Annotated in this window: 9 protein-coding genes and 1 pseudogene; 3 read left to right on the top strand and 7 right to left on the bottom strand. The window is 65.2% G+C overall.

Translation table 11 applies throughout. The annotated features are described in order from the left end of the window. Positions 1 to 177 precede the first annotated feature (177 nt). Both DH10_RS20490 and pdeM read left to right on the top strand, forming a co-directional pair. Positions 178 to 2,730: a ligase-associated DNA damage response DEXH box helicase gene (locus tag DH10_RS20490; RefSeq protein WP_192250320.1), complete on the top strand. Its 2,553-nt coding sequence runs from the start codon at positions 178 to 180 to the stop codon at positions 2,728 to 2,730. Between the two features lie 37 nt (positions 2,731 to 2,767). Further along, positions 2,768 to 3,484 carry a ligase-associated DNA damage response endonuclease PdeM gene (pdeM, locus tag DH10_RS20485; RefSeq protein ID WP_192250155.1) on the top strand — a complete coding sequence of 239 codons (717 nt, stop codon included), beginning with the start codon at positions 2,768 to 2,770 and terminating at the stop codon, positions 3,482 to 3,484. A gap of 8 nt (positions 3,485 to 3,492) precedes the next feature. Here pdeM and DH10_RS20480 read toward each other — a convergent pair whose 3' ends face one another. Genes DH10_RS20480 through DH10_RS20470 form a run of 3 tightly spaced genes read right to left on the bottom strand, consistent with a single transcriptional unit; the run spans position 3,493 to position 8,103 of the window. Further along, entirely contained in the window at positions 3,493 to 4,428 is a 936-nt protein-coding gene (locus DH10_RS20480) for a dimethyl sulfoxide reductase anchor subunit family protein (protein ID WP_192250158.1), read from the bottom strand. 13 nt (positions 4,429 to 4,441) lie between these two features. Then, positions 4,442 to 5,176, bottom strand: a complete 735-nt coding sequence (locus DH10_RS20475) for a 4Fe-4S dicluster domain-containing protein (protein ID WP_192250161.1) — start codon at positions 5,174 to 5,176, stop codon at positions 4,442 to 4,444. Next, positions 5,173 to 8,103: a molybdopterin oxidoreductase family protein gene (locus DH10_RS20470; protein WP_192385269.1), complete on the bottom strand. Its 2,931-nt coding sequence runs from the start codon at positions 8,101 to 8,103 to the stop codon at positions 5,173 to 5,175. Before DH10_RS20470 ends, DH10_RS20475 begins: the two co-directional genes overlap by 4 nt. A gap of 278 nt (positions 8,104 to 8,381) precedes the next feature. Here DH10_RS20470 and DH10_RS20465 point away from each other — a divergent pair, with 278 nt between their 5' ends. Continuing rightward, positions 8,382 to 9,290, top strand: coding sequence for a LysR substrate-binding domain-containing protein (locus tag DH10_RS20465; RefSeq protein WP_192250345.1), 909 nt, complete (start codon positions 8,382 to 8,384; stop codon positions 9,288 to 9,290). A 12-nt stretch (positions 9,291 to 9,302) separates the two neighbouring features. Here DH10_RS20465 and DH10_RS20460 read toward each other — a convergent pair whose 3' ends face one another. The 4 genes and pseudogenes from DH10_RS20460 to DH10_RS20445 all read right to left on the bottom strand — a co-directional run. Then, a complete protein-coding gene (locus tag DH10_RS20460) occupies positions 9,303 to 10,559 on the bottom strand; it encodes an Hsp70 family protein (protein ID WP_192385268.1) in 1,257 nt (418 codons plus the stop codon). Positions 10,560 to 10,731: 172 nt separating this feature from the next. Then, a complete protein-coding gene (locus tag DH10_RS20455; RefSeq protein WP_192250173.1) occupies positions 10,732 to 11,523 on the bottom strand; it encodes a TIGR02186 family protein in 792 nt (263 codons plus the stop codon). Continuing rightward, positions 11,523 to 12,440 carry a sulfite exporter TauE/SafE family protein gene (locus DH10_RS20450; protein ID WP_095814174.1) on the bottom strand — a complete coding sequence of 306 codons (918 nt, stop codon included), beginning with the start codon at positions 12,438 to 12,440 and terminating at the stop codon, positions 11,523 to 11,525. Before DH10_RS20450 ends, DH10_RS20455 begins: the two co-directional genes overlap by 1 nt. A gap of 192 nt (positions 12,441 to 12,632) precedes the next feature. Next, a pseudogene (locus DH10_RS20445) lies at positions 12,633 to 13,543 on the bottom strand (peptidoglycan-binding protein); the annotation flags it as partial.

Below are 13,543 nucleotides of genomic sequence, written 5' to 3'. Positions count from 1 at the left end.
GCAAATCGGTTGGCAATCCGGGTGAGTGGTAAGCGGCGCCAAGCTGAAACATCCCTCATCCGTCTCGGCGCTGCGCGCCGATCCACCTTCTCCCACAAGAAGGAGAGAAGGGAAGAACGATCCCCTTTTGTTCCGATTTTCCTTGGCGTGCGCTTGGCATCGCGCTACCTCTGGCGTGTGACAGAGCAGCCGCGCCTTGCCGAACAGAATGCCGCCGTTCTCCTGCCCGAGCCATTCGTCAGATGGTTCGCTGCAAAAGGCTGGTCGCCGCGCATCCATCAGCTCGAGCTGCTGGCCAAGGCGCAAGCCGGACAATCGGTGCTGCTGATCGCGCCGACCGGCGCCGGCAAGACCCTAGCCGGCTTCCTACCGTCTTTGACCGAGCTTGCCCACCGGCCCAAGCGGAAGCCCGGCGAAGCGCATCGCGGCATCCACACGCTCTACATCTCGCCGCTCAAGGCGCTGGCCGTCGATATCGAGCGCAATCTCGGCAGGCCGGTCGACGAGATCGGGCTGCCGGTCACAATCGAAACGCGCACCGGCGACACGCCTTCGCACAAGCGCCAGCGGCAGAAGCTGGTGCCGCCTGACATCCTGCTCACCACGCCCGAACAGCTCGCGCTGCTGATCGCCTCAAACGACGCGAGGCGCTTCTTCGAGGACCTGCGCTATGTCGTGCTCGACGAGCTGCATTCGCTCGTCACCTCGAAGCGCGGGCATCTTCTGGCGCTTGGCCTGGCGCGGCTGCGGAGGTTCGTTCCCGAGTTGCAAACCATAGGCCTGTCGGCAACTGTCGCTGAGCCGGACGAATTGCGCCGCTGGCTGGTTAGCCAAAATCCTGCAGGCGACAGGGCCGGGCTGATCACCGTCGCCGGCGGCGCCAAGCCCGACATCTCCATCCTCGACTCGCGCGAGCGCGTGCCGTGGTCGGGGCACTCGGCCCGCTACGCCATCCCCGAGATCTACGAGGCGATCAAAGAGCACCGCACGACGCTTCTCTTCGTCAACACCCGCAGCCAGGCCGAGCTTTTGTTCCAGGAGCTGTGGCGGGCGAACGAAGACTCGCTCCCCATAGCGCTCCATCACGGCTCGCTCGATGTCGGCCAGCGCCGCCGCGTCGAGAAGGCGATGGCCGACAATGCGCTGCGCGCCATCGTCGCCACCTCCACCCTCGACCTCGGCATCGACTGGGGCGATGTCGACCTGGTCGTGCATGTCGGCGCGCCGAAGGGCGCCAGCCGCCTGGCGCAGCGCATCGGCCGCGCCAACCACCGCATGGACGAGCCGTCGAAGGCGATCCTGATCCCGGCCAACCGCTTCGAGGTGCTGGAATGCCGCGCCGCGCTCGACGCCAACTATCTCGGCGCGCAGGACACGCCGCCTTTGATCAAGGGCGCGCTCGATGTGCTCTCGCAGCATGTGCTGGGCGTCGCTTGCGGCGGACCGTTCGATGCCGACCTTCTGTACGAGGAAGTGCGCGGCGCCGCGCCTTACGCAGCGCTGGAACGCGAGACCTTCGATCGCGTCATCGACTTCGTCGCGACAGGCGGCTACGCGCTGAAGAACTATGAGCGCTACGCCCGCATCCGCCGGAACAAGGACGGGCTGTGGCGTGTCTCGCATCCGCGCGTCGCGCAGCAATACCGGCTCAATGTCGGCACCATCGTCGAAATGCCGGAGCTCAATGTCCGCTATGTCCGGCAGGGGCGAGGCATGGCCGGCCGCGGCGGGCCTGTGCTTGGCAAGATCGAGGAGTATTTCGCCGAGACGCTGCGGCCCGGCGACAATTTTCTCTTCGCCGGCAAGGTGCTGCGCTTCGAAGGCATTCGCGAAAACGAATGCGTCGTCTCCAACGGCGCCGGCGCCAACATCATCGTGCCGTCCTATGCCGGCGGCAAGTTCCCGCTGTCGACTTATCTCGCCGAACAGGTGCGCGGCATGCTGGCCGACAGCGACCGCTGGAAGGTCCTGCCCGAACAGGTCGCCGACTGGCTTCGGGTCCAGGAGGAAAAGTCGGTGCTGCCGAAGCGCGGCGATCTTCTGGTCGAGACCTTTCCGCGCGGCAACCGCCACTACATGGTCGCCTATCCCTTCGAAGGCCGGCTGGCGCACCAGACGCTCGGCATGCTGCTCACGCGCCGGCTGGAGCGCGCGCATGCCAGGCCGCTCGGCTTTGTCGCCACCGACTATTCGCTCGCTGTCTGGGCACTCGACGACATGGCGGCTTTGTTCAAGGCGAAGAAGCCGTCGCTGCCCACACTTTTCGACGAAGATATGCTGGGCGATGATCTGGAAGCCTGGCTGAACGACAGCTGGATGCTGAAGCGCACCTTCCGCACCTGCGCCGTCATCGCCGGACTGATCGAAAAACGCTACCCCGGACAGGAGAAGAGCGGGCGCCAGGTGACGGTCTCGGCCGACCTGATCTACGATGTGCTGCGCAGCCACGAGCCGGACCATATCCTGCTGCAGGCGACGCGCACGGATGCCTCGGCCGGATTGCTCGATGTCAGCAGACTTGGCGAGATGCTCTCGCGCGTCCGCGGTCGAATCATGCATAAACATCTCGACCAGATCTCGCCGCTGGCGGTGCCGGTGATGCTGGAGATCGGTAAGGAATCGGTCAATGGCGGCGCCAATGACACGCTGTTGATGGAAGCCGCCGACCTGGTCGAAGAGGCGATGGGTCGCGGGTGGCGGGCTGGAAGCAATTCCAGGAAAAGTATGTAGCGGTTTTCCATTCGGAAATTGCGTAAACGGAGAGGGCATGAATTTTTCGCTGTCGCGCGCAACGTTGATCGCCGAGGCCGATTTGATCGGCATCGCCGGCGAGCGCGCGGTCTGCGATCGGCGCGGCATCCTCTATTTCCCCGATCTTCGGCTACTCGCGGTCTCCGACCTGCATCTCGAAAAAGGCTCTTCCTTCGCCAGGCGCGGCGCGCTGATCCCGCCCTACGACACCGGTGCCACGCTGCTGCGGCTGCAGGCGGTGATCGCCGACTATCAGCCGCGCATCGTCGTTAGCCTCGGCGACTCCTTCCATGATGGGGGCGGCGCCGAGCGCATGCATCAGAGCTTCCGCGAACGGCTGGAGGCGATGATGGCCGGCCGCGACTGGTTCTGGGTCGCCGGCAACCATGATCCCGATGCGCCGGCCGACCTGCCGGGCGAGACGGTCAGGGAACTCGCCGTCGGCTCGCTGGCGTTTCGCCACGAGCCCTCCAGGCTGCGGGTCGAAGGCGAGATCGCCGGCCATCTCCATCCTTGCGCCCGCATCGTTCAGCGCGGCCGTTCGGTGCGGCGGCGCTGCTTCGCCGGCGACGGCGGCCGCATGATCATGCCAGCCTTCGGCGCCTATACCGGCTCGCTCAACGTACTCGACCGCGCCTATGCCGGCCTGTTCCGGCTGGAAACACTGATGGCCTATATGCTGGGCGCCGAACGCATCTTCGCGATATCCGGCTCGATGCTCAGGCCCGGCTGAAGCCGCTCCTATCTACCATAGTAGAGTGTGACCGTGTGCTTCGCCTCGGCGAAGAACAGCCAGCGCTCGACCAGCATGCCGATAAGTTGGGAAATGGCTGCGAGCGCCGACGCAATGGCCGCGAAAGGCCACTGTGAGGCGAAGGCGACAGCAAGCAAGATAGCCGGCACGGCGAAGGCCAATACCTGCGTGATCCGCCGCAACTTCGCACTGTGCTTACGCGCAATGCGGAATCCCATCTCCTTGAGTAGGTAGTTTTCTTCGGTGTGCGGCCATTCGATCGACCGCACCGTGCCGCCGGCGAGGCCCGTCGCCGTGTTGGCGGTGGTCGGGATTTTCAGCCGGTCGTTGTACCGCCAGGTCGCGAGCTTCCAGGCCCAACCGGCGAGCGTGGCAAGTGTCGCTCCTGTCACAACCACCGTCGAACCGACGGCGAAACCCTGAAGAAGGGCGTTGAGCAACACACTGCCTGTCATGCAAGCGAAAATAAGATAAGCCGGCAAAGTATAGCGGCTGTGCCACTGCGCGATAGGCTTAAGCGAAGCATAGATCATGCCGGTCGTGCAGACCGTCGTGACCGCGCCGGCTGCCGCCAGAAGCCCGGCAACGGCCACCCAGCCGCCGCTATCGCCAAGCAGCACCCAGCCGATGCCGAACAGCCCGGCCGGAATGAAGGTCGCGACCGACGCCACGCCTTCGCGCGACAGCCAGGAGCTGCGCCATTGCGAGAAGGCCCGCCAGGCTCGCTCGGGCCGGCCGAGATGGCCGGTCGAGGAGAGCAAGCCCGCCGCGATCAGGCCGAGCGCAAGCGCCATGCCGACAAGGCCAAGCCAGAAATCGGCTGGAATCAACCCAAACCCGCCAAGCAGGCCGAGCAGCGCCAGCAGGCCATAGCCGGCCCCGGTGGCGGTGGTGAAGAAGAGGACGGAAAAGGCCGGATGCATGGGCTGCGCGAATTCAGTTCGAAAGCATGCGGTCGATCCAGCCGAGGAAGCCGCCCTCGGCTTTGATCGGCTCAAGTGCCGGCGCGTCCACGTTGGCCGCGCGTTCGGTGCGGGCACGCGGCAGCAGGTATTTGTTGGTCGGCTTGTAGCCGAGCTCCGGCATCAGGTCGACGCCGCCGCGGTTTGTGACCAGTTGCGAGATTGCCGATGCGGGATCGCCGAGATCGCCGAAATGCCTGGCGCTGGTCGGGCAAGCGGCGACGCAGGCCGGCACGCGGTCGTCTTCGGCCAGATTGTCGTTGTAGATGCGATCGACGCAGAGCGTGCATTTCTTCATCACGCCGACATCGGTGTCGAACTCGCGCGCACCGTAGGGGCAGGCCCAGCTGCAGAGCTTGCAGCCGATGCATTTGTCCTCGTCGACCAGCACGATGCCGTCCGAGGCGCGCTTGTAGGAGGCGCCGGTTGGGCAGACGGTGACGCAGGCCGGCTGCTCGCAATGCAGGCACGAGCGCGGAAAGTTCACCGTGCGGCCGCCCATCTCGGTCGTGTGCTCATAAGCGTGCACGCGGTTGAACCAGACCCCGTCGACATGCCCGCCATAGGGATCGATGTCGGTCAGCGGCGCCATGTGGCCGCCGGTGTTCCATTCCTTGCAGGCGGTCACACAGGCCTGGCAGCCGACGCAGGTGTCGAGATCGATGACGAGGCCGAGCTTTTTCTCGGTATGGCCGGGAAGGCAGGTCATTCGGCGGCTTCCCTCTTGATGCGGAATTCCGCGCCGAAGCGAAGCACATCCGGAGACGGTTCGGCATTTGGCGGCTGCCGGAAGCGTTCGAACTGCGGCTCGCTGAAGCCGGCCTCGTCCGCCGCGCATTTGACGATGCGCACGCGCACGTCGAACCACGCCGCCTGGCCGGTGACTGGATCGGAATTCGAATAGCGCTTGCCGTTGGCATCGGCCGAAATCTGATCGCCGATGATGTGGTTGAGCAGGAAGCCGCGGTTGGATTCTGCCGCATCATCCTTGAGGCCCCAGCTGCCGCGCCGCTTGCCGATGGCGTTCCAGGTCCAGACCGTGTCCGGGTTGACGCCGTCGATCAGCTTGATCTGCCCCTTCACCTTGCCGTTGACACTCTCGATCCACACCCAGTCGTCATCGGCAAGGCCGAGCCGGGCGGCCGTCTCGCGGTGCACGAACAGCCGGTTCTGGCTGGTGATCTGCCTCAGCCAGGCATTCTGCGCACCCCAGGAATGATACATGTGCATCGGCCGCTGCGTCAGCGCATGCAGCGGATATTCTTGGAGATCGACGGTCCCGTCCTCGAAGGGCGCGTACCAGAAGGGCAGCGGGTCCATATAGGCTTCGATACGGCCGCGCTCGGCCTCTGGTGGCTGCGCTTTTCCGTGGCCGCGCGCGGCGAGGCGGAAGCGCTGCATCGGCTCGGAATAGAGCTGGAAGACGGTTCGTTCCGCCCTGGGGATGAAGCCCATCTCGACCGCGAAGTCGAGATAGGCGCGGTTGCCCATCTTGTAGTAGCGCTGGTCGTCGGAAAAATCGTGGTGCCAGAAGCCGCCATTGTCGATGTAGCGCTTGAGCTGGTCCGGATTGACCTCGCCCTTGCCGATCGCCTCGCCGTTCTTGCCGCGCCAGCCGGCGAGCGGGCCGATGCCCGGCGTGCGCTCGTGGTTGACGATGTAGTCGGCATAGTCGCGGTATTTCGCCGAACCGTCCTCGTTGACGAAGCCGGGCAGGCCGAGCCGCGCGCCGAGCTCGATCAGCACCGACTGGAATGGCCTGACGTCCCGATCCGGCTGCACCACGGGATGGCGGATGGCGTCGCCCGGCCCGTCGGCATGGCTGATCGGCCGGTCGAGCAGGCTGATGCAGTCGTGCCGCTCGAGATAGGTGGTGTCGGGCAGCACCAGGTCGGCAAACGCCACAGTCTCGGAATAGTAGGCGTCGGAATAGATGATGAAGGGGATCTTGTACGCGCCCGACTCGTCCTTGTCGGTAAGCATGGCGATGGTCTCGACCGTGTTCATGGACGAATTCCAGGCCATGTTCGACATGTACATCATCAGCGTGTCGATCGGATAAGGATCGCCGGCCCAGGCATTGCGGATGACGCTGTGCATCAGGCCGTGCGCGGCTAGCGGCGCTTCCCATGAATAGGCCTTGTCGATGCGGGTGGGCCGGCCGGCCTCGTCGACGAGCAGGTCGTCAGGCCCGCAGACGAAGCCGAGCGGCATGCCTTCCAGCGGCGTCATAGGCCGGATAGTCTTGCCGGCGGGCTTTGGTCCCGGCGGCGCGCAGCGGGGATAGGGCGGCTTGAAGCGGAAGCCGCCGGGAACGTCGATGGTTCCGAGCAGAACCTGCAGCAGGTGGATGGCGCGGCAAGTGTGAAAACCGTTGGAATGGGCCGAGATGCCGCGCATGGCATGCATCGAGACCGGCCGCCCCTTGATCGTCTCGTGCCGCCGGCCCGCCGGATCGGTCCAGGCGACGGGCAGTTCGATCGCCTGCTCAAAGGCGACATGCGCCAGCTCCGCCGCGATCCGGCGGATCGTCCCGGCGCTGACGCCGCAGCGGCCGGCGACTGCATCGGGCGAATAGCTCTCGTCCAGGTATCGGTCGGCGATCAGCTGGAACACCGGCTTGCAGCGCCGGCCGTTGACCACGTGGTTGCCAGTCAATGCTGGTTTGGCATCCGGGTCGGTCGCGTTGACAGGGACCTTCGCCACCCTGTCCCAAGCCAGCGGGTTGCCGGCATCGTCGCGCACGAACAGTCCGTCATCGGCGGACCCGGGCTCCTGCACGACAAGCACCGGCGCGTTGGTGTAGCGCAACAGATAGTCGAGATCGATGCGGCCGGCCTTGAGCAGTTCGTGGACGAGGGCGAGCACGAACAATCCGTCCGTGCCGGGCCGGATGCCGATCCAGTCGTCGGCAATGGCGTTGTAGCCGGTGCGGCACGGATTGATCGACACCACCTTGGCGCCGCGCGCCTTGAGCTTGCCGAGGCCGATCTTGATCGGGTTGGAATCATGGTCCTCGGCGACGCCGAACAGCATGAAGTATTTGGTGTTCTCCCAGTCGGGCTCGCCGAACTCCCAGAACGAGCCGCCGATCGTGTAAAGGCCGCCGGCCGCCATGTTGACCGAGCAGAAGCCGCCATGGGCGGCGAAATTCGGGGTGCCGAACTGGCTCGCCCACCAGCCGGTCAGCGATTGCGACTGGTCACGCCCTGTGAAGAAGGCGAGTTTCTTCGGATCGGTCCGCCGGATCGCCGACAGCCGCTCGCTGGCTATGGTGAGCGCTTCCTCCCATTCGATCTCGCGGAACTCGCCCGAGCCGCGCGGACCGGTGCGCTTGAGCGGCTTCCTCAGCCGCGCCGGGCTGTAGTGCTGCATGATGCCGGCGCTTCCCTTGCCGCAGATCACGCCGCGGTTCACCGGGTGATCCTTGTTGCCGTTGATGTAGCGCACCTTGCCGTCCTTGATGTGGACGTCGATACCGCAGCGGCAGGCGCACATATAGCAGGTGGTCTTGGCGATGCGGTCGGAAACGCTTGGCGAGGTGTCGACGCCGTCGCCTTCCTCCGGCGCGCGCGTGTCGGCCAGCGGCTGCTGCGAGGGTGCGGAATTGGCGCCGCGCGGCTCAGCCGAGCTCATGATCCGCGAACGCTCTTGTTGACCGCCATCTTGGCTTTCGTCTTCGGCCCCGGACCGCGCATATAGTGGAGCTCGGGATGGTAGCGCTCGCCGGCCAGCTGCCGTCTCAGCCGGCGGCCCCAATGCGCGAAAAGGGATTTGAAGCGCCCGATCATTTCCAACCTTGGCGGCGGAGCAGCTAATTTTTTCCAAGCCTGGGCAAAAAGTTAGAACAAAGCAATTGATCTGTCCAACAAGCGGCTCTTGTAATTCCGATCGATTTTGCTTCTTAGTTGGCCATGACCCTCGATCAGTTGCGCATCTTCGTCGCCGTCGCCGAGCACGGCCACATGACCAAGGCGGCCGAGCTTCTCGGCATCTCGCAATCCGCCGCCTCGGCCGCCATTCGCGCGCTCGAAAGCCAGCATGGCGTGCGCCTGTTCAACCGTGTCGGCCGCAACATCGAGCTCGCGCAGACAGGCCATCGCTTCCTGCCCGAGGCCAAGGCGGTGCTGGAGCGGGCAGCGGCCGCTCACGACGTGCTGGAACATGTCTCGCAGACCGTCACCGGCAGCCTGTCGATATCGGCGAGCCAGACCATCGCTAGCTATTGGCTGCCGCGGCGCCTGGCTTCGTTCCACGAAGCCTATCCGGCGGTGCGGCTCAGCGTGACGATCGGCAATACAAGGCAGGTGGAGACCAATGTGCTGGACGGCCGGGCCGATTTCGGACTCGTCGAAGGGCGCACCGAGTCCGACATTCTGCGGCGCGCCACGGTCGACGAGGATCGCCCCATGCTGGTGGTGGCGCGCTCGCATCCCGAAATTCCGATGACGCCAGCGGGAAACCTCGACATCCGGGCATTGCGCTGGATCATCAGGGAAGGCGGGTCTGGCACGCGCGAGGCGCTGGAGGATTTCGCGCGCAGCGAAGGCGTCTCGCCGGCGGAGCTGCAGATTTTCCTGGTCCTGCCCAGCAACGAGGCCGTGCGCCAGGCGGTGGAGGCCGGCGCCGGCGCCACCATCATCTCCGAACTCGTCGTAGCGCGCTCCCTGGCGGAGGGCAGCCTGAGGTCCGTGCCGGTCGATTTGCCGAAGCGCGATTTCGCCATGATCACCCACCGTGACCGGCAGGCGAGTCTCGCCCAGATGGCGCTTAAGGCGCACCTGACGGGCAAGGCGGATGCGACGCTGGCGGACAGAGGTTAGATAACAGAAGCCTCAGGCGAACTTACGCCGCGCATCCAGCGCCAGGCCGAGCCCTACCGAGCCGAACATGTCGCCCTCGATGACGGAGGCCTGCGGCACCAGCGAGAGGATCCGCCGCTTTGCCAGCGGGATCGCGGTCGAACCGCCGGTGAGGAACACGGCGGTGATGTCGGCGGCATTGATGCCCGCGTCGGCGATCGTCTGTCTGACCGTCGCGGTCACCCGTTCGATGTCTGCGCCGATCGTCTGTTCGAGGCCGGTGCGCGTGATCTCGGCCGCGAAGCGTGCGCCGGGCAGCGGCACCTTCACCTCGGCCGAAGACTGGTCGGTCAGCGCGATCTTGCCCCGTTCGACCAGGCCGGCCATCGCATGCCCGTATCGGTGCTCGACGATGTGGACGAAGCGGTCGACGAGGTCGGCGCGCTCGGCCTCGAAGCGGATCTGCTTAAGGTCCGACATCGCCTTGGCGGTGTAGACGAGGTTGATGCGCTGCCAGGTCGCGAGGTCGACGAAATAGCTCGCCGGCAGATTGCGCTTGCCGTCCTTGGTCGGCGTCAGATAGCCGAGCTCGGGCATGACATGGGCGATGCTGAGCAGCCGGTCGAAATCCGTGCCGCCGATATGGATGCCGCGATTGGCGAGGACGTCGCACTTGCGGTCATCCGAGCGGGCGCGCTCCGGCGACACGCGCACGACCGAGAAGTCGGAGGTGCCGCCGCCCATGTCGACGATCAGCGCCAGCTCTTCCCGGGCGACATTCTGTTCGTAATCGAGCGCCGCCGCGATCGGCTCGAACTGGAAGGCGATTTGCTTGAAGCCTTGCGCGCGCGCCGCCCTTTCGAGCTCGCTTTGCGCCTTCGCGTCGGCTTCGGCATCATCGTCGACGAACTGCACGGGACGGCCAAGCACGACGCGTTCGACCGGGCCGCCGGCATCCTCTTCCAGCCGCTTCTTCAGATGGCTGATGAAGAACCCGATGATGTCGGTAAAGCCGATCAGGCGCGCCTTGATGCGCGTCTTCTCGTTGGCGAGCGAGCTGCCGAGCACGCTTTTCAGCGAGCGCATCAGCCGACCCTCGACGCTGTCGGTGTAGTCGGCGATCGCACGACGGCCGAAATAGGTATGGCCGTCCTCGAAGTTGAAGAAGACGGCGCTTGGCAAAGTGGGCTGCTCGCCCTCCAACGCCACCAGTCGAGCGCGGCCGTTGCGGATCACGCCCACCGTGGAATTGGACGTGCCGAAATCGATGCCGCCGAATGCCGATTGCATCGCAGCCTCCTGTCATTGCTTTGCGGCAGCGGATCGCCGGCGTCGGAAAACGCGCCGTCATCCGGATGGCCGGACCGCTCTGCCGAAATGAATGTGTGTGCTTGCCCCTGAACTGGGAGGCGGCGATTTATCGCAAAACCGGGAAAAGGGAAACCCTCGTTCCGGGAAAAAATCAATCCTTGCGGAAGACGATGCGTCCAAGCCAGCCGGTGAGCATGGCGAGCGACACGGCGAAGACGCCGTAGAGGAAGGAATAGTCGTGCGCGACGCGGAAGATCGACTGTTCGAAACCGGACTTGCGGATCTCGAGCTGGGCCGAGCTTTCCTTCACGAACATGCCGCTCTTGAACAGGAAGGCACGCGCCTTGTGCGTGCCGACCGGGATGTTGGGCGCGAGCCGGACGGTGGCGCGGAAAAGGTTCTGCGACAGGAACTGCACGCCGCCGACATTCTCGCTGTAGAGGCCGGTCGCCGCCTTGCGCGAGCGGAGTGCCGAGGTGAATTCCTCGATCGTCGCCAGGCTGTCGCTGGGCTCGGCCGGTTGCATGTAGAGGTTGGAAGCGCCGAGCGACAGTTGCTTGTAGCTGTTCGGCTCGGTGATGTCCTGCAGCGGGCGGGTCGTCGCCACCGAATAGGACACCGGCACGTTCTCGAACGTTTCCGATTCCAGATTGACCCAGACGCCGAGCACCCTGTCCTTGCGGCGCACGACGACGGGGCGAGCGGGACCCTCCAGCACGACGATGACATCGTAGCGTCCCTGGCGCGCAATCAGCGGATCGGGATTTTCCAACGAGCCGAAAATGGTGAGGTCAGCGCCGGAAAAACCGGCAGTGATCGAAATGGCGTCGGTCGACAGGCCGATCTGGATGCTTTCGGCCGCCGGCGTCTGTGCCGCCGCCGGCAGTGCAGCGGCAGCAAGCGACAGGAAGGAGGCGGCTGCGAGCGCTCTCAATCCCGCCATCAGGTCAGGCCCGCGAGCGAATAGCGATTGGGCGGGGTGACAAAAAGGTCGATGGCCAGGCGGATGGCGACGGCGAGCACCAGCAGCGCAAGCAGGGCCCGCAACTGCTCGCCGCGCAGCCTCTGGCCGGCCTTGGCGCCGTATTGCGCGCCGGCGACACCGCCGGCCATCAGCAGGAAGGCAAGGATCACGTCGACGGTCTGGTTGGTCGTGGCATGCACCAGCGTGGTGTAGGCCGACGTGAAGATGATCTGGAACAGCGAGGTGCCGATGACGACATTGGTCGGCACCTTGAGCAGGTAGATCAGGGCCGGCACCATGATGAAGCCGCCGCCGACGCCCATGATCGAGGATAGGAAGCCGATGGCAGCGCCGAGGCCGAGCACCGGGATGACGCTGACGAACAGCTTCGAGGCGCGGAAGCGCATCTTGAACGGCAGCCGATGGATCCAGTTGTGCTGGCCGGATTTCTTCAGCACCGGTGCCGCGCCGCTGCGGCTGGCGCGCAGCGCGTTGACGCTCTCGACCAGCATCAGCCCGCCGACGGTGCCGAGCAGCGCGACGTAGAGCAGCGAGATGAACAGGTCCAACTGGCCGAGCCGGCGCAGCAGCGCAAAGACATAGATGCCGGCGGTCGAGCCGACGATGCCGCCGGCCAGAAGCACGCCGCCCAGCTTGAAGTCGAGCGTGCCGCGCTTGAAGTGCGACAGCGCGCCGGAGAAGGAGGAGGCAATCACCTGGTTGGCCCCGGTGGCCACCGCGATTGCCGGCGGGATGTTGTAGAAGATCAAGAGCGGCGTGATCAGGAAGCCGCCGCCGACCCCGAACATGCCCGACAGGAAGCCCACCGCCGCGCCCATCGCCAGCAGCACGAAGACGTTGACGGAAATTTCCGCGATCGGGAGATAGATGCCCACCCGTCTGTCTCGATCAGTTTGCCAATCGGCGAATGCCGCCGTCCCCAGCAGTTTCGCACCGAAAAGCCAATTTTTTCTTGCGCCGACGCGGCGACGGGGGTCAAACCCCGCCGCCGCGCCGAAACAAAAACCATCTCAATCAGTTAACAGGCAAATCTGTGGCAAGCCGTCGCGGAAGCGACGCGCCTGCCGTTATTTGCGCGCCAGCAGTGCCTTGACGAGCGGCGCGTCGATCTCGCCGGTCGGCTTCATCTTGTTGTCGGTCTGGAAGGCCATGATGGCGTTCTTGGTCTTGTCGCCCATCACACCGTCGGCGCCGCCGGCGTCATAGCCGTTCTTGTTGAGGATCAGCTGGATGTTCTTCACCGCCTTCTTCATGTCGATGCTGGCGGTGGTCTGGGGCGTGCTGTCCTGCCAGGATTCCGGAATGTCGGCTGAGTTGGCGGTCGCGTTGAGCGGCTTTGGCTTCCACAGTTCCGTGGCGGCGCGGGCGCGCTCGAGCTGCTCGGGCCTGAGCGCATTGGCGATCTCGTCGCGCTTGGCCGCGGCGTCCTTGTCGCCGGTCTTGGCGACGAGGGCGAACCATTTGTAGGATTCCTCCAGGTTCTGCTTCATGCCGACGCCCTTGGCCGAAAGAATGCCGAGATTGAACTGGCTGTCCTTCACGCCGAGATCGGCCGCCTCCTGGAACCAGTGCGCCGCCGATTCATTGTCGGTCACCCCGTCCGCCGCCATGGCGAACAGCACCGCCAGATTGTGCATGGCGCTGGCGTTGCCCTGTTCCGCCGCGAGCTGGTAGTAGGTCTTGGCCTTCTTGACGTCGCGCGCGACGCCGATGCCCTTCTCGTAGAAATTGCCGATGCGGTATTCGGCCGGCGCGAAGCCCAGTTCGGCGGATTTCTCGTACCATTTGGCCGCCGCCGCCATGTCTTCCTTGACGCCGCGCTCCGGGGGGGGGGGAGCCGATCTCGAACAGCGCCTTGACATCGCCGCCCGCGGCCGCGTCGCGCAGCGCCACCGGGCCGATGTCGGTCGGGATATCGATCTTGGCGACCGATGCTGCGGTCTGGCCGCCTGCCGGCGGGACGGCGCCCGTGGTGTCG

Origin of the sequence: Mesorhizobium silamurunense, assembly GCF_014843825.1 — a bacterium.
Lineage (GTDB): Bacteria > Pseudomonadota > Alphaproteobacteria > Rhizobiales > Rhizobiaceae > Mesorhizobium > Mesorhizobium silamurunense.
This window is presented reverse-complemented; position numbering and strand designations above follow the sequence as displayed.

Excerpts from the sequence above, each read along its gene's own strand:
- pdeM (WP_192250155.1), top strand. The coding sequence starts at position 2,768 with ATGAATTTTTCGCTGTCGCGCGCAACGTTGATCGCCGAGGCCGATTTG.
- DH10_RS20480 (WP_192250158.1), bottom strand. The coding sequence starts at position 4,428 with ATGCATCCGGCCTTTTCCGTCCTCTTCTTCACCACCGCCACCGGGGCC.
- DH10_RS20475 (WP_192250161.1), bottom strand. The coding sequence starts at position 5,176 with ATGACCTGCCTTCCCGGCCATACCGAGAAAAAGCTCGGCCTCGTCATC.
- DH10_RS20470 (WP_192385269.1), bottom strand. The coding sequence starts at position 8,103 with ATGAGCTCGGCTGAGCCGCGCGGCGCCAATTCCGCACCCTCGCAGCAG.
- DH10_RS20465 (WP_192250345.1), top strand. The coding sequence starts at position 8,382 with ATGACCCTCGATCAGTTGCGCATCTTCGTCGCCGTCGCCGAGCACGGC.
- DH10_RS20460 (WP_192385268.1), bottom strand. The coding sequence starts at position 10,559 with ATGCAATCGGCATTCGGCGGCATCGATTTCGGCACGTCCAATTCCACG.
- DH10_RS20455 (WP_192250173.1), bottom strand. The coding sequence starts at position 11,523 with ATGGCGGGATTGAGAGCGCTCGCAGCCGCCTCCTTCCTGTCGCTTGCT.